This is a genomic window from Bradyrhizobium sp. CCBAU 051011 (assembly GCF_009930815.1).
Taxonomy (GTDB): Bacteria; Pseudomonadota; Alphaproteobacteria; order Rhizobiales; family Xanthobacteraceae; genus Bradyrhizobium.
Genome location: NZ_CP022222.1, coordinates 2,118,775 through 2,137,662 on the forward strand (window position 1 = coordinate 2,118,775; position 18,888 = coordinate 2,137,662).

Below are 18,888 nucleotides of genomic sequence, written 5' to 3' on the forward strand. Positions count from 1 at the left end.
CGACGCATCAATCCGTCATCGCCATGGCGCGCAGCGCCTGGCGCTCGCGCGCGGACAGTTTTTCGGTCTCCGATTTCAACTGGCCGCAGGCGGCGAGGATGTCGCGACCGCGCGGGGTGCGCACCGGCGAGGAATAGCCGGCGTTGAAGATGTATTCGGAGAACTTTTCGATCTGCTCCCAGTCCGAGCACTCGTAACGCGTACCCGGCCACGGATTGAACGGGATCAGATTGATCTTGGCCGGGATGCCCTTGAGCAGCTTGACGAGCAGCTTGGCGTCGTCGAGGGAATCGTTGACGCCCTTGAGCATCACGTATTCGAAGGTGATGCGGCGCGCGTTCGACGAGCCCGGATAGTCGCGGCAGGCCTGCAGCAGTTCGGCAATCGGATATTTGCGGTTCAGTGGCACCAGCTCGTTGCGCAGCTCGTCGCGCACGGCATGCAGCGAGATCGCCAGCATGACGCCGATCTCCTCGCCGGTCCGGATGATGTTCGGCACCACGCCCGAGGTCGACAGCGTGATGCGGCGACGGGAAATGCCGATGCCTTCATTGTCGGCCGTGATCAGGAGCGCATCGCGCACCGCGTCGAAATTGTAGAGCGGCTCGCCCATGCCCATCATGACGATGTTGGTGACAAGGCGGCTGCCGGTCGGCGTCTCGCGATCGGCCCAGTCATTGAGACGATCGCGCGCCACCATGATCTGGCCGACGATTTCGCCCGCGGTGAGATTGCGCACCAGCCGCTGTGTGCCGGTGTGGCAGAACGAGCAGTTCAACGTGCAGCCGACCTGCGAGGAGACGCAGAGCGTGCCGCGATCGGTTTCGGGAATGTAGACGCACTCGACTTCATGCGCTTTCTGCAACGCATCGCCGCTCGGCAGGCGCAACAGCCATTTGCGGGTGCCATCATTGGAAATCTGCTCGGCCACGACTTCGGGACGATCGACGGTAAAATGCTGCTCGAGTTGCGCGCGCATATCCTTGGAGACGCTGGTCATCTCGGCAAAGGATTTGGCGCCGCGAAAATACATCCAGTGCCAGAGCTGCTGGGTGCGCATCTTGCGCTGGGCGGGGGCGACGCCGATCGCGCCGAGCCGATCGGCGATCTCGGCGCGCGACAGGCCGATCAGCGAGGGTTTCGCTGGCGGCACATAGGTTTCGAGCGGAACCTTCTCCAGCGGCGCCACGGAAGATGAAAGCGACATTTATTCACACGAGACGGTTGAAGTGAATGAGGCGGGCAAAGCGACCTTTCCGCCGTAGCTCACCGAGCGAAGGCGGAAGCGTGCCCACCACAAATATCAATGGTGGGCACGGCGCTGCGCGCCTTTGCCCACCCTACGCACCCAAATAGGCCTTCCAGGGCCCGCAAACAACGCAAATTTAGGCAAAAAAAGCGGTCTAGCGCTTGCAATCCTGCGCCAGCCGGTCGAGCGCCTGGGACAGCCCCTTCAGCGAGAAGGTGTCGGTGGTCTCGGTGCCCTTGGCAGAGACGCCCTTGACCGTGACTTCGGCGGACTTGCGCATGGCGCTGACCATCTGCTCTTCCTCCGCGGCGTTCTTGATCCAGAGCCCGTCGCCCTGGGTGTACATCGCGTAGGCAGCGCCGCCGACCTCGAGTGACGATTCCGAACCCGGCTTCAGCGCATAGCCCATCATGATCGAAACTTCGTTGACGACCTTTTCGGCGGGCCGCGTCGAGACGAAGGCGTAGGCGGGATCGCGCGGACGATTCGGCGGATTGGTTTTGGACGACGACGGTTTCGCCAGCGCGAAGCAAACCTTCCTGCCGTTCGGAGTCGCCGTGTAGGCGCCCCAGGTGCCGTACTGGCCGATCAGGGTCGGCTCCGCGCCGCCTGCGGCAGCGGCTGCGGCCGGTTCCTGCTTTGCAGGTTGTTTGGCCGCCGGTGCAGGCGCGGGCTTCGCCGCATCCTTAGCCGAATCCTTGGCGCCCTTCGAAGCAGTGCCCTGTGCCTGTGCGAGGGATGTCGCCCCGCCCAACACCGCAATCGCAACCAGAAATGTCAGTATTCGCAACACGGACAACTGGTTCCCTTATCATTGTGACTGGATGATGGCCCGAGGGCGCGTCGCGCCGCCGGGGATGGATAGCCGGGAAATGCTTTTTTGGGAAGGCGGTTACATTGTTGTCACCGCTGTGGCGACCCTTCGTCTCAGGTCGCCTTCAGCGAATCAGAGCACGGGCTTCGGTTTCAGCGCCTGACTTAACTCCTGGGGCCACGCTCGCGCTGTTTTTGCCACTGCGCATCGGTCCACTGCAGCAGATCCTCGGCGCCGGAACTGCGCAGATGCGAGCCGCCGTCCTGCACTACCATCTCACCATTGATGTAGCCGGCCTGATCCGAAATCAAAAAGCTCGCCAGGTTTGCAAGTTCGCCATGCTCGCCGGCCCGGCCGAGCGGATTGCGTTGCGCCCAGTTTTCATCGCGGCCCTCGGGACGAAGCTGACCCGAGGCGCCCGGCGTCGGAAACGCGCCGGGCGCGATCGCAACCGTGCGTACCCCCTTTGGCCCCCACTCCACCGCAAGGCTCCTGGTCATCGCGAGCACGGCGGATTTCGCCATCGCCGACGGCACCGTGAAGGCGCGGCCGGTGATGGTCGAGGTCGAGAGAATGCTCAGCACCACGCCTTTGCGTTTGCCGTCGATCCACCGCTTGCCCGCGGCGAGCGTGCAATACATCGCGCCGTGCAGTGTCGGCGCAAGGATCGCGTCCGCCGCGCGGAACGACAAATGTTCGGTCTGGGCAATGAAGGTCGCGGCAGCATTGTTGACCAGAACGTCGATCGGCGCCGCGCGCCAGATCTGGTCCATCATCGCATCGACCGCGGCGCCGTCGCGGATATCGCATTGTGCAACCGTAATCCTGCCGCCGAGCTCATCGCGCATCTGCGTTGCCGTCGCCTCCAGCAATTCGAGCCGGCGGCCGCAAATGATCAGTTCCGCGCCGAGCTCGACGAAGCGGCGCCCCATCGCAGCCCCGAGGCCGGAGCCGCCGCCGGTGACCAATATCCGCTTCCCCGCCAGCAAGCCCTTTTCAAACATCGTTTGAATCCTCTTCATCCGCCGTGAGCCATGCATCCGAATCGGATTGTAGCCCGGCTTCAAATCCGGCATGAAGCTGCAAGCCTTCCGGTCCGACAATCAGGTGCGTCCATGAAAGCCATTCTCTGCTCGCAATATTGCCAACCCGACGATCTCGTGCTGGCCGACGTGCCGGACCCGGTGGCCGAGCCGGGACAAGCCGTGATCGCGATCAAGGCGGCTGCGCTGAATTTCTTCGACATCCTGATGATCCAGGGCAAGTACCAGATCAAGCCGCCGTTCCCGTTTTCGCCGGCCGCCGAAGTTGCCGGGGTGATCGAAAGCGTCGGCGCCGGCGTCACCGATCTGAAGGTCGGCGACCGCGTGGTGGCCTCGTGCGGCCATAACGGCGCACGCGAAAAGATTGCACTTCCGGCAAGCTCGATCGTGAAGATTCCCGACAATCTGGATTTCGATCGCGCCGCCGGGATCATCATCATCTACGGCACCGCGCTGCATGCGCTGGAAGATCGTGCCAGCCCGAAGCCCGGTGAGACGCTGGCCGTGCTGGGCGCTGCCGGCGGCACCGGGCTTGCGGCTTGCGAACTCGGCAAGCTGATGGGATTGAAGGTGATCGCCTGCGCGTCGTCGGACGAGAAGCTCGAATTTGCCAAGGCGCATGGCGCCGAGCTGACCCTGAACTACAGCAAGGAAGACCTGAAGGAGGGCTTGCGCCGCCTCACGGGAGGCAAGGGCGTCGACATCATCTTCGATCCGGTCGGCGGCACTTATGCCGAAGCCGCCTTGCGCTCGATCGCCTGGGAGGGCCGCTTCCTGGTGATCGGCTTTGCCGCGGGCGACATTCCGAAGATGCCGCTCAACCTCGCGCTACTCAAAGGTTGCGACATCCGCGGCGTGTTCTGGGGCGCGTGGACCAGGGTCAATCCGGAAAAGAACCGCGCCAACCTGGAAAAGCTGGTGAAGTGGACAGCGGAAGGCAAGATCTCCTCGCATGTCGACCGCACCTTCCCGCTGGCGCAGACCGCCGAAGCGCTCAAGGTGCTGGCCGGCCGCAAGGCGATGGGCAAGGTGATCCTGCATCCGTGAGAGGGAACCGGGCCTCTATTGAATTGCCGCCAGCTGGAAAAAGTGAAAACGGCCCGTGACTTGCTCGGGCCGTTTTTGTTCCACGCTTTTATATCACTGATATAATTCGTCGGTAACAATGCGTGTTTTTGAACCGCGTTATGCCGCTTGTCCGCCTTAATCATACCAAAAAATTTCCTAATCCCCCCCGGCGATTGTCGTTTTTTGAACCCAATCCGTGTGCGAGTTTAGCCGCCGGATGAGGGGGCTCCTGTACGTCAACAAGAGCAAGAAGCAAGTGCAGGGGACGCCCGTAAGTTGCGTTCGGTAGTGGGGAGCATCACCATGGCGGAGAATACCAGGCCTGTTCAGGCGAGAGATCCGTTCGACAGGTTTGACGAAGCCATCAGCGATCCTAGGCTGTATGAGGCCGATCAACCTCGATACGAACAGCTCCGCTACGAACCTCGATACGACGAGCCTCAATACGAACAGTCTCAATACGACCAGCCGCAATATGCGCAGCCTTTTGCGCCGGCGTTTGATCGGACAGATGTACTGCCGGAAGATCTGCCGCCACACGAGGCGGTGCCGCTTTTCCTCTCCAACTACGAGGAGGAGTCGCATCAGCAGCTTTCCGAATATTCGTTCGGCAGCGGAAGGTTCGGCAGCGGCGGGCTGAAGAAGGCCCGCGCCGGGCGCATCGTGACCGGCGTCGCAGTGGTGTCGGCGATCGCGGCGGTTCTGGCGCTGTTCTCCATCGACTCGACGCGTGCCGTTATCTTCAACGCCTCGCTCGGTGGCGGCGGTGGCGGCAGTGCGCCGCCTCCCGCCCAGCTCGCCGCAGCGGTACCGGAGCCGGCACCGCAGCCGCAGCGTGTTGCCGCGCCGCCGCTGGCCGCAGAACCAGCCGGCGCGGAGATGGCAGCCGCTCGCCGCACGCCTGCCAACGCGATGGCATCGGCCTCGCCGACGCGCGACGAAATTGCCGCCGCCTATCAGAGCGCGCTCAAGGGCAAGGTCGCGGTGCCCGAGCCGGTGGCGCGCGAAGCCTCCCGCGAAGTGGTTGCTGCGATTAATCCGGTGGCGCCGGCTGCTGCGGCCGCGCCGGCGGTTCGTGAGCCGGCACCCGTCACGCAAGCGGCGCCTCCTCCGGCACGACGCATCGATCCAGACGAACTCGCGGCGCTACTGAAGCGGGCGAAGGGCCTGCTTGCGATCGGCGATATTACTTCCGCCCGACTATTGCTTGAGCGCGCGGCGGACGCGCAGGAGCCCGAGGCGGCATTGATGCTGGCCGGAACGTATGATCCGCAAGTGCTGGGCAGCCAGGATTTGCGGAGCGTCACGCCCGATCCGGCAGCGGCCCGGCTCTGGTACCAGAAGGCCGCCCAGCTCGGGTCGGCAGATGCGAAGCGGCGGCTCGGCCAGTTGCAGTAGGCAATTACTCAAGAGAATTACTCACGACCAGCGCATAGAGGAACCCATGCGACACTTACTGGGAATGGCATTGCTTGCCATGACGGTGGCATGCAGCAATACGGCGGCCAAGGCCGCTGACACGGAGTACGACCCGGCCAAGGTAAGCGAAAGTCTGAAGGCCATTTTCCAGTTCGGTTCGGTGGCCACCAAGCAGGCCCTGAACGCCAATACAGTTACACTGATCTCGGGAACGATCGGCGGCACCTATGTGCAATTCGGCGCCGATCTCGCTTCCGTGCTCGACGATGGAAACAAGTTGCGCGTACTCCCCATCGTCGGGCGCGGTTCTGTGCAGAGCGTGGCCGACATTCTGTTCCTGCAGGGTGTCGACCTCGGCATCGTGCGCGCCGACACGCTCGACTATCTCGAGAAGAAGGGCTTTGCGAAGGACATCAAGAAGCAGTTCACCTATGTGACCAAGCTCTACAATGAAGAGATGTACGTCCTCGCGTCGAAGTCGATAACGAGCATCAGCCAGCTCAACGGCAAGAAGGTCAGCGTCGATCTTCCCAACGGCGGCACCTTCGTGACCGCAGCGGTCGTGTTCGAGCGGCTCGGCATCAAGCCGAACTTCCTCTACCTCGAGCAGCGCATCGCGATGGAGAAAATGCGGGCGGGCGAGATCGACGCGGTAATTGCCGTCGGCGGCAAGCCGTACAAGTCCGTCAGCAACTTCAACGACAACCGCTTCCACCTCGTACCGGTCGACTATACGCGGCCGCTGCAAACCGACTATCTGCCCGCGGTGCTGACTTCGAAAGATTATCCCAACCTGATCGCGGAAGGGGCGAAGGTCGATACCATTGCCGTGCCTGCGGTGCTCGCGGCCTACAATTGGGCGCCCAACACCGAGCGTTACCGCAAGCTGGCCCAGTTCGTGGACGCCTTCTTCACCAAGTTCCCGACGTTCCAGAACCCGCCATTCCATCCGAAGTGGAAGGAAGTGTCGCTGGCGGCGCCGTTGCCGGATTGGCAGCGCCTTCCGGTTGCCGAGCAATGGCTCAAGACCCGCAATATCGAGGCCGTGTCGCGCGCCAGGTTCGATGAATTCCTGAAACAGAGCCCGACCACCGCAGCAGGCGTAAAGTCGGACGCGGACAAGGAAGCCCTGTTCAGGCAGTTCCAGGCCTGGGAAGCCGAGCGAAGCGCGCGAGCGCAGGCCCCCTCACCGGCACAGCGCTAGCTACGGCTAGCCAACTGCCGCCTATTCCGTCACATCGGCGGTGTCGATCCCGCGCTTGAGCGCCGCGCGGGCGGCATCGCGGTGCTCCTGTGTGATGTGGCTCGCGACCATGCGGATGGCGGTGGCGAGAATGGCGGCATCGTCGGTAAAGCCCAGTAATGGCAGCACGTCCGGCATGAAATCGAACGGCACGATGAAATAGGCGACGGCGCCGAGCAGCGCCGCCTGCACATGACGCGGCGTCTCTTTATCGAACGCACAGTAATAGGCCGCGAGCAGGTCTTCGGCGAAGGGAAGCTGCGCCACCACCTGCTTGAACTTGATCCAGAAGCGCCGGCGCACGCTCTCCTGATCCCGCGCCAGCCGGTCGGCGGGTTCGAAACCCATGCTGTGATCGGACGATGCCATCGCGGCGCTCCCCTCAAGGGTCCGGCGCGGCAGATCGCCGCCGCTACCGAACATAACGAAGAATTGGGGATGTCCGCGCCGCCCCGCAAGATCGCGGGCCGTCCAGCTCAGGTGACGCCCAATTGCCGCGCGATCGCGTTCATGGCCTTCGCCAGATCGATGTCGCGCCGGGTCACGCCACCGGCGTCATGGGTCGCGAGCACGACTTCCACCGTCTTGTAGACGTTCTTCCATTCCGGATGATGGTCGTTCTTCTCGGCCACCAGGGCCGCGCGGGACATGAATCCGAAAGCTTCGTTGAAGTCCCTGAAGGTGAAGGTCCGCTGGATCGCCTCGCGTCCTGATGTCTCGGACCAGCCGGAGAGTTCCGCCAGGGCTGATTTGCGCGCCTCCGCCGATAGTCGTTCCGCCATGATCGCCTCCCGTTTCAGACAGCCTCCACCCTAACACCGAAGGCCACATCGGGGATCCCCTGCCCCGAAATGGACCAATGCCGGCTTGGGGACGGCCGATAACCATGACGCAGATGTAACAATGGTTAGGCGCGGAAGTTTGCTAGGATGTCGGAGTAACCGTGCCGACGGCATAAAATTGTACCTCGAACGATTACCAGGGATTGATGACCGACAGCCCCCATTCCGAGGCAATGCCGGCCCCGCCCTCGCCCCGCTCCGCGAAACGACGGCTGACATTCGTCACGCTGGCCGGCGTACTGGCCATCGTCGGCGCGCTGGCGGCCGGCTACTACTTTGCCATGCGGCCGGTGACGCTGCGGATCGCCGTCGGTCCTGCCGCCAGCGACGACCTCAAGGTGGTTCAGAACCTGGCGCAGGCCTTCAACAACCAGCGCAACACGCTGGTCCGGTTGCGCCCGGTACAGACCGACGGCGCGCTTGCCAGCGCCAACCTGCTCGGAGAGGGCAAAGCCGATCTCGCCATCATCAGGGGCGATCTCGAAATACCGAAGAACGCGCAGGCGGTGGCGACGCTGCGCAAGAACGTCGTGGTGCTGTGGGTCGCGTCGGCCGGCAAGAGCAAGGGCAAGAAGGCTGCAGCTGGCATCACGAAAATCGGCCAGCTCGCCGGACGCCGCATCGCCGTCGTCGGCCGCACCCAGGCCAATGTCAATCTGCTCAAGGTGATCCTGCGGCAATACGGCGTGGATCCGGCCAACGTCGAGATCGTCCAGTTCCCCGCCAACGAGGCAGCGGAGGCCATTCGTAACCAGAAGGCCGATGCCTATCTCGCCGCCGGCCCGGTCAACAGCAAGATCACGGCGGACGCGATCGCCGCATCGGTGCGCGACGGCGGTACGCCGAAATTCCTCGCGATCGATTCCGCCGAGGCGATTGCGCAGAACTTTCCCGCCTACGAGGCCGCCGACATCCCGGCCGGAGCTTTTGGCAGCGCGCCGGGCCGGCCCGAGGAAGAGGTCAAGACCATCAGTTTTGCGCATCACATCGTGGCGCGCCGAGGCATTTCGGAATCGACCATCGCGATCTTTACGCGGCAGTTGTTTGCGATCCGCCAGAACCTGAAGAACGAATTCCCGCTCGCCGCCAAGATCGAGACGCCCGACACCGACAAGGACGCCACGATCCCCGTGCATCCCGGCGCCGCCGCCTTTGTCGACGGCGAGGAAAAAACCTTCCTCGACCGCTACAGCGACTACATCTGGTGGAGCCTGATGGCGCTATCGGCGATGGGCTCGGCCGGCGCCTGGTTCGCCGGATATCTCAAGAAGGACGAGCGCAACGTCAACACGCCGCAGCGCGACCGGCTGCTCGACATGCTCACCGCCGCCCGCCAATGCGATTCGATGGAGGAGCTCGACCAGATGCAGGCGGAAGCGGACGCCATTCTGCGCGATACGCTGCAATGCTATGAGCACGGCACGAACGAGGAAGGTACCTTGACCGCGTTCAACATCGCGATCGAGCAGTTCCACAACGCGGTGGCCGACCGCAAGACGCTGTTGATGAGCATGCCGCAAAACCTGCAGCGGGCGAGCGCGCAATTCCGCGCGGCCAGCAGCGCCTGATCTGCCAATCCGGTAATCGAACCGTCATCAATTCCGTCTAGCCCGGTCGCCACTTTCCGCGCATTCTGGCCGCGGAATAGCGGGGGCTTGTATGACGTTCAGGATTTCAAGCAGAATTTCCCGTCGACGCTTCCTCGCCACGACGGGCGTCGGCGCTGTTGCACTGGCAACGCCCTATCTCAGCCGCGCCGCCGACCGGCCGGTCGTAACCTCCGGTGTGCAGTCCGGCGATGTCGGCAGCGACGGCGGCGTAGTATGGGCGCGCGCCGACCGTCCCTCGCAAATGCTGGTCGAGGTCGCCACCTCGGATTCCTTTACCAATGAGCGGACGCTGCCGCCGATCGCAGCACTGCCCGAAAGCGACTTCGCCGCAAAGATGCTGCTGGAGAATCTGCCTGCCGGGCAGGAGGTTTTCTATCGTGTCCGGTTTCGCGATCTCGCGCATATCGGCGTCGAAAGCGAGCCGGTAGTCGGGCGCTTCCGCACCGCGCCGGCCGATCGCCGCGACGTCAGTTTCGTCTGGGGCGGCGACGTCGCCGGGCAGGGCTGGGGCATCAACCCGGATGACGGCGGCATGTTCACCTTCGCCACCATGCGCAAGCACCGCCCGGATTTCCTGCTGCACTCCGGCGACACCATCTATGCCGACGGACCGCTCAAGAGCGAGGTGACGCTTGCCGACGGCAAGATCTGGAAGAACGTGACGACGCCCGAGAAGTCGAAAGTCGCAGAAACGCTGGACGAATTCCGCGCCGCGCACAGGTACAATTTCATGGATGAGCATCTGCGCGCGTTCAACGCCGAGGTGCCCGTGTTCGTGCAGTGGGACGACCATGAAGTCGTCAACAACTGGTCGTCCTCCAAGGAACTGCCTGCCAGCTACAAGGAGCGCAACATCGCGCTGCTCGCCGCCCGCGCGGCGCGCGCCTTCCACGAAATGTATCCGATCCGCGAAAGCATCACGGAGCCGGGACGGGTCTACCGGACGCTCAATTACGGACCGCATCTCGACGTCTTCATGCTGGATGAGCGCAGCTATCGCGGTCCGAATGGTCCGAACCAGGAGACCGATTACGGTCCCGAAAGCTATTTCCTCGGGCCCGAGCAGCTCGCCTGGCTGAAACGGGGACTGTTGAATTCGCGCGCCACCTGGAAGGTGATCGCATCCGACATGCCGCTCAGCATCATCGTCTATGACGATGCGGCCAACAAGAAAGGCTCGGAGGCCGTAGCCCAGGGCGACGGCCCGCCGCGCGGCCGTGAGCTGGAGATTGCCGACCTCCTGCGGTTCATCAGGACGTCGGGCGTGGCCAACACCGTGTGGCTGACCGCGGACGTGCACTACGCCGCCGCGCACTACTACAATCCCGACAAGGCGCAGTTTCAAGAGTTCGACCCGTTCTGGGAATTCGTCGCCGGCCCCCTGCACGCCGGCACGTTCGGCCCGAACGACCTCGACAATACCTTCGGCCCCGAAGTGAAGTTCATCAAGGCACCGGGACCCGGCAATCAAAACCTGCCGCCGTCCGCCGGCATGCAGTTCTTCGGCCATGTCAGGATCGACGGCCGCAGCGGCCAGATGACGGTGACGCTGCGCGACCGCGCCGATGTTGTGCTGTGGTCGACGACGCTCGATCCCAAGCCGGTCTAGCGGCCGCGATCCGTCAAGACTTCGCGCCGCGGTACCTCAGCATCGTCTGCAGCGCATCCGTCGAGCAGGGCTTGGGCAGCCGCGGCTTGGTCGCGAATGCTTCCGGCAGCCCAGCGTCGGCGCCATAGCCGGTGACGAAGGCAAACGGAATTTTCAGCGCTTCGAGCCGTTCGGCCACCGCAAAGCTCTTCTCGCGGATCAGGCTGACATCGAGCAGCGCAAAATCCGGTGGCCGATGCGCGATCAGTTCAAGCGCCTTGGCCACGTTCGCGGCGATCCGCACCGTCTTCACGCCGAACCCCAGAATCGTGTCTTCGAAATCGAGCGCGATGATCGGATCATCTTCGACGACCAGCACGTCGCCGGGCATGCCGTCATGGGGGGCGCGGTCCATGTTCTCGCCAGTTCAACCTTGAAATTTTGACAGGACCGGGCCGAAGCCCCGGAAGCGATTGTTCCGGCCGGCGCCCAGGAGCACGCCCGCCGGTTCCGGAACTGAAACCACCACATGTCCGTTCTAGCGTCTGTCCACTTGTGCACACATCGATGGCGTCAAACAGATTATTGTCTTTGGAGGGGAACGAGGAATTTTCATGCTTACGCGACGAACCGGGACGGCCGGTGAGCGGCCGTTCAACAACCTGCTGCGCCGTTTGAACGACGCCGATTTTGCGTTGATCGAACCGCATCTCGTCGCGGCCGACGCCAATCCGAACGACCTGCTCTACAGTCCCGGCGACAATGTCGAGACGGTGCATTTCCCATGCGGCCCCAGCCTCGTCTCCTACATGGTCGCCAGCGAGGATGGCCGCGACGTCGAAACCATCCTGATCGGCCGCGAGGGCGCGGTCGGCGGCATCGTCAGCCAGGGCCATCTGCCGGCCTATACCCGCATCACGGTCAAGTTCGCCGGACCGTTCGTGCGGCTTCCGGTTGGAAAGCTCGATGCGGCAAAAACGAAATCGCGCACGCTGAGCAACATCTTCGCGCGCTATGCGGATTGCATGCTGGCGCAAATCTTCCAGTCCACCGCCTGCAATGCGATTCATTCGATCGAGCAGCGCACAGCGAAATGGATCATTTCGGCGATGGAACGCACCGATGGCGAGGACGCCGTGCCGCTGACGCACGAGCAACTGGCGACCTTGCTCGGTGTCGGCCGCTCCTACACCAGCCGGGTGATCCAGACCTTCAAGGCGGAAGGCACGCTGGAGACCCGGCGCGGTTCGATCGTCATCCGCAACCCGGATGCGCTGCGGAACCGGTCCTGCCGCTGCAATGAGGCCGTGAAAGGCCATTTTGACGAGGTTTTGCGGGGGGTCTACCCCGACCCCAAGCAGGATAATTAGGGCCGGTGCCCGGCCAAAATCGGCTAACCAAATGCCAAACAAACCATTGTTTTTTGGCGTTTTCTGAATATATTGCGCCGCAACGCGTAAGGTGTGCCCGGTCCTTTTGGCCGGGCTTCCTTTTTGGGCCCGGGTTTGAGGCCAGGGCCCCGTTCGCATCCCAGGTTTCGAGCGCGATCCGGAAAAGTGGGTCCCGGTTTTCCGGCGAGATCGCGCTTCCACCATTTGCACGACCAGAAGAAGAGCCATGAACCTTCGTAACGTCGCCATCATCGCCCACGTCGACCACGGCAAGACCACCCTCGTCGACCGCCTGCTGCAGCAATCCGGCACCTATCGCGAGAACCAGAAGGTGACCGAGCGCGCGATGGACTCCAACGATCTGGAGCGCGAGCGCGGCATCACCATTCTGGCCAAGGCGGCTTCCGTGCAGTGGAAGGACACCCGCATCAACATCGTCGACACCCCCGGCCACGCCGATTTCGGCGGCGAGGTCGAGCGCATCCTGAACATGGTCGATGGCGCGCTGGTGCTGGTGGACGCCGCCGAAGGCCCGCTGCCGCAGACCAAGTTCGTGGTCTCCAAGGCGCTCAAGGTCGGGCTGAAGCCGATCGTCGTCATCAACAAGGTCGACCGCCCCGACGCGCGCCCGACCGAAGTCATCAACGAAGTGTTCGACCTGTTCGCCGCGCTCGACGCCAGCGAGGAGCAGCTCGATTTCCCGATCCTCTACGGGTCTGCCAAGCAGGGCTGGATGGCCGACAGCCCGGACGGCTCCCACGACGCCGGCATGCAGCCGCTATTCGACCTGATCGTGCGCCACGTCGCGCCGCCGAGCGTCGAAGAAGGTCCGTTCCGGATGATCGGCACCATTCTCGAAGCCAACCCCTATCTCGGCCGCATCATCACCGGCCGCATCACCTCGGGCGCGATCAAGCCGAACCAGCAGGTGAAGGTGCTGGGCGCCGACGGCAAGACCATCGAGCAGGGACGTATCACCAAGATACTCGCCTTCCGCGGCATCGAGCGTAACCCGCTGGATGAAGCCGAAGCCGGCGACATCGTCGCCATCGCCGGCCTCACCAAGGGCACCGTGGCCGACACCTTCTGCGATCCCACGGTCGAAACCCCGCTGGTGGCGCAGCCGATCGATCCGCCGACCGTGTCGATGTCGTTCATCGTCAACAACTCGCCGCTCGCCGGCACCGAGGGCGATAAGGTGACCTCCCGCATGATCCGCGACCGCCTGCTGCGCGAAGCCGAAGGCAATGTCGCGCTGCGCGTGGTGGAAGCCGCCGACAAGGATTCCATGGAAGTCTCGGGCCGCGGCGAATTGCAGCTCGCAATCCTGATCGAGACCATGCGCCGCGAAGGCTTTGAGCTCTCGGTGTCGCGGCCGCGCGTCGTGCTGCAGAAGGAAGAAGCCACCGGCCAGTGGCAGGAGCCGATCGAGGAAGTCGTGATCGACGTCGACGAGGAGCATTCCGGCGTCGTCGTGCAGAAGATGAGCGAGCGCAAGGCCGAGATGATCGAGATGCGCCCCTCCGGCGGCAACCGCCTGCGGCTGGTGTTCTACGCGCCGACCCGCGGCCTGATCGGCTATCAGGGCGAATTGCTCACCGACACCCGCGGCACCGCGATCATGAACCGCCTGTTCCACGGCTACGCCAACTACAAGGGCGACATCCAGGGCCGCCGCAACGGCGTCCTGATCTCCAACGATCAGGGCGAGGCGGTAGCTTACGCGATGTTCAAGCTGGAAGACCGCGGCCCGATGATGATCGAGCCGGGCTGGAAGGTCTACAAGGGCATGATCGTCGGCGAGCACACCCGCGACAACGACCTCGAGATCAACGTGCTCAAGGGCAAGCAGCTCACCAACATCCGCACCACCTCGAAGGACGAAGCGGTGCGCCTGACGCCGCCGATCCGGATGACGTTGGAAAAGGCGCTGGCCTATATCGAGGACGACGAGCTGGTCGAGGTGACCCCGAAGTCGATCCGCCTGCGCAAGAAGTTCTTGGACGCCAACGACCGCAAGCGCGCGGAAAAGGCCAAGGAAGCGGTGGCGTAAGGCGCTGTCCGCCGAACAAACCGTCATGGCCGGGCTTGTCCCGGCCATCTACGTCTTCGATACTGCTACACAAGAACGTGGATGCCCGGGACATCCAGCGCGAAGACGCGCTACGCGCTTTAGCCCGGGCACAATGATGAAGCAGACGGCGTAATGTCCCTCCCCTCCTCAGTCGATGTCGCCATCATCGGCGCCGGCGCCGCCGGCCTCGGCGCCGCGAATACGCTGAAGAACTCCGGCCTTTCCGTCCTCGTGCTGGAAGCGCGCGAGCGGGTCGGCGGCCGCGCCCACACCATCATGGCCTCGCCCGACGTCACCTTCGACGTCGGTTGCGGCTGGCTGCATTCGGCGGATGTGAACTCTTTCGTCAACATCGCCGAACAGCTCGGCTTCGAGATCAACAGGTCACTGCCGCCCTGGCGCGAGCGCGCCCATGGCAAGGCGTTTCCGCAGGAAGACCGCGACGATTTTATCCGCGCGCTAAATGCGTTCTATGATCGCGCCGAGCAAGCGGCTGCTGAAGCCGGGAAGAGTGGCCGCGACGCCGTCGCCAGCCTTTATCTGGAGCCCGGCAATCGCTGGAATCCGATGATCGACGCGATCTCGACCTATGTGAACGGCTGCGAGCTCGATCAGGTTTCCATTCTCGACATGGACGCCTATGAGGATACCGATATCAACTGGCGTGTCCGCCGCGGCTACGGCGCTCTCGTTGCTGCCTATGGCGCAACATGTCAGCTCGCGCTCAATTGCGTGGTGACGCTGATCGATCACTCGGGAAAGCGTGTCCGCATCGAGACTTCGCAGGGCACGCTGATTGCGGACAAGGTGATCGTCACCGTTCCAACCAATCTGATCGCCGACGAGGCGATCCGCTTTCATCCGCCTTTGCCGGCCAAGGTCGATGCCGCGCGCGGCCTGCCGCTCGGCCTCGCCGACAAGGTGACGCTGGCGCTGGATGAGCCGGAGGCGCTGCCGATAGAGGGCAATCTGCGCGGCGCCACCATGCGCACTGCGATGGGCACCTATCACATCCGCCCGTTCGGCCAGCCCTGCATCGAAGGCTTTTTCGGCGGCCGTTACGCGCAATCGCTGGAAGATGCCGGCGATGGCGCGCTTGCGGCAGCAAGCATCGACGAGATCGTCTCATTCCTCGGCAACGGTTTCCGTCGCAAGCTAAAGCCGCTCGCCGAATCGCGCTGGGCGCATGATCCGTTCGCCCGTGGCTCGTACTCGCATGCGCTGCCGGGACATGCCGGCGACCGCGCGGTGCTGGCGGCGCCGGTCGATGGCCGGCTGTTCTTTGCGGGGGAGGCAACCTCGCCGGAGTTTTTCACGACCGCGCATGGGGCAAGGGACAGCGGAGAGAGGGCGGCGGGGGAAATTTTGGCGTCGTTGACGAAGCGTTGATTGTTGCCGTCATTGCGAGCAAAGCGAAGCAATCCATCGCGCAGCATAACGGATGGATGGATTGCTTCGTCGCTTTGCTCCTCGCAATGACGTTGAGGCGTTCTCTGCCTACTCCATCACCCTCGCCCGCGTATCCGCGTCAGGCACGAAGCACTCCTCATACTTCCCGAAAATCCGATAGCGATTCTTCGCGACCAGACTGTACACCGCATCACGCAACGGTTTCGGCACCGTAAACAGCACGTGCGTCCATCGCCATCCCGGCAGCGCGCCGAGCACCGTCAGCGCCGCATCCGATTTGAAATACGCGACTCCTCCATGCACCACCGCGTTGGTGTCGGGATCACCGGGGTCAATTCCAAACGCCTGCGCCAGCCTTGTGCCATACGCCGACTGGATCGCCGTAAAGCGAAACCTGCGCTCGACGTCGCGCGTGGCGACGAAGCGGACCCAGCGCGAGCAGAAGACGCAGACGCCGTCGTAGAGAATCACGTCATCGTCAGGCCATTTCGTCATCGGTTATCCAGCGTCACCAGCGCCACCAGAATCAGCACGATCGCAGGCCCGGTCTTCACCAGCGCGCCGAGCGGCTCGATCCAGAGGTCCGGCGTCAGGATTGCGGCGCCGATCATATAGCCGAACGATGCAATTATACCCGCAATCAGGCCAAACGCCGCCGTGCGGCGAAATGCGATCAGCACGCCGATGCTCATGTCCATCAGGCTGGTGCCGACGGTGATGGGGTCGACAAGCCATGGCGGAAAGCCGTGGCTGCGCAGGATTCCGGCGGCCGCGTCGTAGGAAATCACCAGCGCAATGAAGCCCGAGACGACCCAGAACAGCACGAGGCTTGCGATCATCAACGCCTTGATCGGGAACAGCCGGGCAAACCATTTGTCCTGAATGGTCGCCACGCGTCGTCCCGCCATCTGCGCGATCGTCTTCGGTATGATGCCGGTGGCGGTGATCCAGTCCGCGGGGCTGCCGCTGACGCCGCGGCGCAACTCCGCGATCGCCGTGGTGCGCATCGGCGGCACCCAGCCGAGCAGGCTCGAGAGATCGCCGAGCCTGGCGCCGAGGTCGAGCAGGAACACCGGCATCGCCATGCGCCGCCATCTGATGGTGCCGAACACCTCGCGGAATTGATCGATCACGTCGCCGAGCGTGACCGGATGCTCCTGCATCAGGTCCCATGTCACGGCGTTCACCTCGCCGGGATCGCGCTCGGCCAGCCAGGCAACCGTCGCGGCGATGTCCTCCATGGCGACCGGCTGAAACGGCGTGAGCCGCTCGGCGGGCGGAAGATCGATCGGGAGCGCCGCGAGCGAGCGCAGCATGGCACTGCCGCCATAGGCCGCCAGTGCCACCACGAAGCCCGGCCGCAGGATCGCGTACGGGATGCCGGATTCGGTGATCAACCGTTCGCCCTCGCGCTTGGTGGTGCTGAAGGCGGTGGGATCGGTGCTGGCGGTGCCGGGAATCGAGATATGCACCAGGCGGATCGCGTGGCGGCATTCGCGGATCGCCTGCAACAGCCGCGCCACGAATTCGCGATGCACCGCGGCCGTGTCGCTGCCGGGGCCGTCCTGCAGCACGCCGAGGCAATTGACGACGACACCGATGTCATGGTTGCGCAGCACCCGCGTCAGCGCGGCGGCATCCAGCGTCATGATGGGCAGTTCGAGATCGAGCGCGTCGTTCTTCTGCGAAGCTGACAGTTTGCGGGCGACGCCGACGACGCGAAATCCCCGCCCACGCAGATCGTCGGTAACGAAGCGGCCGATCAGGCCGGAGGCGCCGAGCACCAGGATTTTTCGGATGTCGGCGTTCATGCTTGTCTAGAGCGGTTTGGCGACCATCAGCCAGAGAATAGCCATGACCGAGCCAAATCCGGGAATCCCGAACCAAAACCAGCGGTGGAAAAGTGCGAAATAGCGCGACGGCAACCCTAGGTTTTGCTCCACCGCCTTGCGCGCGAGATCGCGCATTTCGGTCTGCATGAAGACAGCGTCACGGCTTGTTCGCCGCAGTTGGAGACCGCGCCTTCAAGGCGCGATCGAGTTCGCCTGCGGCGAGCTTGACGCCGCCCTCGCTCTCCACAAGCCAGTGGCCCTCGCTGCCGTGGGCCGCCAGCACGTGAAAGTCGGCCTTGCCGCCGGCGCCACGAAACGCATCGGCCAGTTGGCGGGACAGCGCAGGCGAGAAATAGCTGTCATTGGCGGCCACCAGCCAGGTCACTTTCACGCGCGCAGCCCTGCCGAACTCGCCCGCCGCCGCGGTCAGCGTATGCGGCGCGCAGACCCGGTTGGGAAGATCACTGGCATGCCCGCCGCGCCCCGGCGCGAACGCGATGATGGCGGCAATGTTCTTTGAATCTTCGCGCGTGAGCGCCAGCGCGCCCCAGGCGCCGGCCGAATGGCCGATCACGACCATGCCCTCGGGGCGGATGAAGGCTTGCCTGCGCATGAAATCCGCCGCAGCGCTGATCGCCTCCGCGGTGGCGCGGCCGGAGCGCGCATAATCGGCCTCGTCGCAGCCGCCCTGATCCTCGAGATATTTTCCGCCCGTCGCGCCATGCCCTGGACGTTCGGGGACCAGGACCGCAAAGCCACGCGCCACCAGCCAGGCGGCGAGCGCACGGTATTCTGGTTGCGGCATTTGCGCCCGCCGCAACACGTTCTGGGTGGAGGCGTGCGCGATCACGGCCAGCGGAAACGGCCCCTCGCCTGATGGCCTGAACAGCACCGCATGCGCGGCCGCGACGGGATCGGGAGCAGGCACCAGCCATTGCTGCCGGCGATGCGGTTCGCCTTCCGTGCCTTGTGCGCCAAGGCCGGGCTGCGCCGCCGCGGCTTCCACACCGAGCGCGGCAACAAAAACCAGCGTGAAAAGCAGGTTTAGCGGATGCATGAACTGGCCTGATGCAGCCAAGGGAGGGCGTATTGCGAGTCACCAACAGAATACCGCCGCCGAATCAAATCCAGCGCATTTTTCCGTGAACGGAAGTCGCGGAGGCGCCTGGCTGGATAATTCTGACAACCGTTTCGCCTCCGTTGCATCAGGGAGTACCGGTTGGGACAGCACCCTTGTCCTCTTTCGATACATACGAACATCAAAACTGATGCACAAAATCCACAGGTTAACCCATAATTAACGAT

General features: G+C 63.6%; 17 protein-coding genes and 1 pseudogene. 8 read left to right on the top strand and 10 right to left on the bottom strand.

Annotated elements, in window-relative coordinates:
- Window positions 1-7: 7 nt before the first annotated feature.
- From rlmN to ACH79_RS10055, 3 genes are all read right to left on the bottom strand, one after another.
- Entirely contained in the window at window positions 8-1,207 is a 1,200-nt protein-coding gene (gene rlmN, locus ACH79_RS10045; protein WP_161850884.1) for a 23S rRNA (adenine(2503)-C(2))-methyltransferase RlmN, read from the bottom strand.
- Window positions 1,208-1,403: 196 nt separating this feature from the next.
- Window positions 1,404-2,048 (bottom strand): invasion associated locus B family protein, encoded by a 645-nt coding sequence (locus tag ACH79_RS10050; RefSeq protein ID WP_161850885.1) that lies wholly within the window; start codon window positions 2,046-2,048, stop codon window positions 1,404-1,406.
- A 179-nt stretch (window positions 2,049-2,227) separates the two neighbouring features.
- The gene (locus tag ACH79_RS10055; RefSeq protein ID WP_161850886.1) at window positions 2,228-3,067 is read right to left on the bottom strand and encodes an SDR family oxidoreductase; all 840 of its coding nucleotides are present in this window, start codon (window positions 3,065-3,067) and stop codon (window positions 2,228-2,230) included.
- 111 nt (window positions 3,068-3,178) lie between these two features.
- Here ACH79_RS10055 and ACH79_RS10060 point away from each other — a divergent pair, with 111 nt between their 5' ends.
- The 3 genes from ACH79_RS10060 to ACH79_RS10070 all read left to right on the top strand — a co-directional run bounded on the left by ACH79_RS10060 (window position 3,179) and on the right by ACH79_RS10070 (window position 6,797).
- Entirely contained in the window at window positions 3,179-4,153 is a 975-nt protein-coding gene (locus tag ACH79_RS10060) for an NADPH:quinone oxidoreductase family protein (protein WP_161850887.1), read from the top strand.
- 324 nt (window positions 4,154-4,477) lie between these two features.
- A complete protein-coding gene (locus tag ACH79_RS10065) occupies window positions 4,478-5,572 on the top strand; it encodes a sel1 repeat family protein (RefSeq protein WP_161850888.1) in 1,095 nt (364 codons plus the stop codon).
- Window positions 5,573-5,618: 46 nt separating this feature from the next.
- On the top strand, window positions 5,619-6,797 hold the full coding sequence (locus ACH79_RS10070) for a TAXI family TRAP transporter solute-binding subunit (RefSeq protein ID WP_161850889.1): 1,179 nt from the start codon (window positions 5,619-5,621) through the stop codon (window positions 6,795-6,797).
- Window positions 6,798-6,818: 21 nt separating this feature from the next.
- On the opposite strand, the gene ACH79_RS10075 is transcribed toward ACH79_RS10070, so the two are convergent.
- Window positions 6,819-7,205 (bottom strand): YkvA family protein, encoded by a 387-nt coding sequence (locus ACH79_RS10075; RefSeq protein ID WP_161856299.1) that lies wholly within the window; start codon window positions 7,203-7,205, stop codon window positions 6,819-6,821.
- Between the two features lie 107 nt (window positions 7,206-7,312).
- Window positions 7,313-7,618, bottom strand: a complete 306-nt coding sequence (locus ACH79_RS10080; protein ID WP_161850890.1) for a 4a-hydroxytetrahydrobiopterin dehydratase — start codon at window positions 7,616-7,618, stop codon at window positions 7,313-7,315.
- Between the two features lie 233 nt (window positions 7,619-7,851).
- Between ACH79_RS10080 and ACH79_RS10085 the strand changes: the two genes are divergently transcribed.
- Both ACH79_RS10085 and ACH79_RS10090 read left to right on the top strand, forming a co-directional pair.
- A complete protein-coding gene (locus ACH79_RS10085; protein WP_246738658.1) occupies window positions 7,852-9,246 on the top strand; it encodes a TAXI family TRAP transporter solute-binding subunit in 1,395 nt (464 codons plus the stop codon).
- A 91-nt stretch (window positions 9,247-9,337) separates the two neighbouring features.
- On the top strand, window positions 9,338-10,897 hold the full coding sequence (locus tag ACH79_RS10090) for an alkaline phosphatase (protein WP_161850892.1): 1,560 nt from the start codon (window positions 9,338-9,340) through the stop codon (window positions 10,895-10,897).
- Window positions 10,898-10,910: 13 nt separating this feature from the next.
- Here the strand turns inward: ACH79_RS10090 and ACH79_RS10095 are convergent, their stop codons facing one another.
- Window positions 10,911-11,291 carry a response regulator gene (locus ACH79_RS10095; protein WP_161850893.1) on the bottom strand — a complete coding sequence of 127 codons (381 nt, stop codon included), beginning with the start codon at window positions 11,289-11,291 and terminating at the stop codon, window positions 10,911-10,913.
- Window positions 11,292-11,490: 199 nt separating this feature from the next.
- Between ACH79_RS10095 and ACH79_RS10100 the strand changes: the two genes are divergently transcribed.
- The 3 genes from ACH79_RS10100 (at window position 11,491) to ACH79_RS10110 (ending at window position 15,730) form a co-directional block, all read left to right on the top strand.
- Window positions 11,491-12,246 carry a Crp/Fnr family transcriptional regulator gene (locus tag ACH79_RS10100; RefSeq protein ID WP_161850894.1) on the top strand — a complete coding sequence of 252 codons (756 nt, stop codon included), beginning with the start codon at window positions 11,491-11,493 and terminating at the stop codon, window positions 12,244-12,246.
- A 247-nt stretch (window positions 12,247-12,493) separates the two neighbouring features.
- Window positions 12,494-14,320, top strand: a complete 1,827-nt coding sequence (gene typA / locus ACH79_RS10105) for a translational GTPase TypA (RefSeq protein WP_161850895.1) — start codon at window positions 12,494-12,496, stop codon at window positions 14,318-14,320.
- A gap of 153 nt (window positions 14,321-14,473) precedes the next feature.
- Window positions 14,474-15,730 (top strand): NAD(P)/FAD-dependent oxidoreductase, encoded by a 1,257-nt coding sequence (locus ACH79_RS10110; RefSeq protein ID WP_161850896.1) that lies wholly within the window; start codon window positions 14,474-14,476, stop codon window positions 15,728-15,730.
- Window positions 15,731-15,838: 108 nt separating this feature from the next.
- Here the strand turns inward: ACH79_RS10110 and ACH79_RS10115 are convergent, their stop codons facing one another.
- From ACH79_RS10115 to ACH79_RS10130, 4 genes and pseudogenes are all read right to left on the bottom strand, one after another.
- Window positions 15,839-16,246 carry a thiol-disulfide oxidoreductase DCC family protein gene (locus ACH79_RS10115; RefSeq protein ID WP_161850897.1) on the bottom strand — a complete coding sequence of 136 codons (408 nt, stop codon included), beginning with the start codon at window positions 16,244-16,246 and terminating at the stop codon, window positions 15,839-15,841.
- Window positions 16,243-17,562, bottom strand: a complete 1,320-nt coding sequence (locus ACH79_RS10120; RefSeq protein WP_161850898.1) for an SDR family oxidoreductase — start codon at window positions 17,560-17,562, stop codon at window positions 16,243-16,245. The genes ACH79_RS10115 and ACH79_RS10120 overlap by 4 nt, the downstream gene beginning before the upstream one ends.
- A 6-nt stretch (window positions 17,563-17,568) precedes the next feature.
- Window positions 17,569-17,736 (bottom strand): annotated as a pseudogene (locus tag ACH79_RS10125) (DUF2269 family protein); the annotation flags it as partial.
- A gap of 4 nt (window positions 17,737-17,740) precedes the next feature.
- A complete protein-coding gene (locus ACH79_RS10130; protein WP_161850900.1) occupies window positions 17,741-18,640 on the bottom strand; it encodes a S9 family peptidase in 900 nt (299 codons plus the stop codon).
- Window positions 18,641-18,888: the final 248 nt, after the last annotated feature.

Excerpts from the sequence above, each read along its gene's own strand:
- rlmN (WP_161850884.1), bottom strand. The coding sequence starts at position 1,207 with ATGTCGCTTTCATCTTCCGTGGCGCCGCTGGAGAAGGTTCCGCTCGAA.
- ACH79_RS10055 (WP_161850886.1), bottom strand. The coding sequence starts at position 3,067 with ATGTTTGAAAAGGGCTTGCTGGCGGGGAAGCGGATATTGGTCACCGGC.
- ACH79_RS10060 (WP_161850887.1), top strand. The coding sequence starts at position 3,179 with ATGAAAGCCATTCTCTGCTCGCAATATTGCCAACCCGACGATCTCGTG.
- ACH79_RS10065 (WP_161850888.1), top strand. The coding sequence starts at position 4,478 with ATGGCGGAGAATACCAGGCCTGTTCAGGCGAGAGATCCGTTCGACAGG.
- ACH79_RS10070 (WP_161850889.1), top strand. The coding sequence starts at position 5,619 with ATGCGACACTTACTGGGAATGGCATTGCTTGCCATGACGGTGGCATGC.
- ACH79_RS10075 (WP_161856299.1), bottom strand. The coding sequence starts at position 7,205 with ATGGCATCGTCCGATCACAGCATGGGTTTCGAACCCGCCGACCGGCTG.
- ACH79_RS10080 (WP_161850890.1), bottom strand. The coding sequence starts at position 7,618 with ATGGCGGAACGACTATCGGCGGAGGCGCGCAAATCAGCCCTGGCGGAA.
- ACH79_RS10085 (WP_246738658.1), top strand. The coding sequence starts at position 7,852 with ATGCCGGCCCCGCCCTCGCCCCGCTCCGCGAAACGACGGCTGACATTC.
- ACH79_RS10090 (WP_161850892.1), top strand. The coding sequence starts at position 9,338 with ATGACGTTCAGGATTTCAAGCAGAATTTCCCGTCGACGCTTCCTCGCC.
- ACH79_RS10095 (WP_161850893.1), bottom strand. The coding sequence starts at position 11,291 with ATGGACCGCGCCCCCCATGACGGCATGCCCGGCGACGTGCTGGTCGTC.
- ACH79_RS10100 (WP_161850894.1), top strand. The coding sequence starts at position 11,491 with ATGCTTACGCGACGAACCGGGACGGCCGGTGAGCGGCCGTTCAACAAC.
- typA (WP_161850895.1), top strand. The coding sequence starts at position 12,494 with ATGAACCTTCGTAACGTCGCCATCATCGCCCACGTCGACCACGGCAAG.
- ACH79_RS10110 (WP_161850896.1), top strand. The coding sequence starts at position 14,474 with ATGTCCCTCCCCTCCTCAGTCGATGTCGCCATCATCGGCGCCGGCGCC.
- ACH79_RS10115 (WP_161850897.1), bottom strand. The coding sequence starts at position 16,246 with ATGACGAAATGGCCTGACGATGACGTGATTCTCTACGACGGCGTCTGC.
- ACH79_RS10120 (WP_161850898.1), bottom strand. The coding sequence starts at position 17,562 with ATGAACGCCGACATCCGAAAAATCCTGGTGCTCGGCGCCTCCGGCCTG.
- ACH79_RS10130 (WP_161850900.1), bottom strand. The coding sequence starts at position 18,640 with ATGCATCCGCTAAACCTGCTTTTCACGCTGGTTTTTGTTGCCGCGCTC.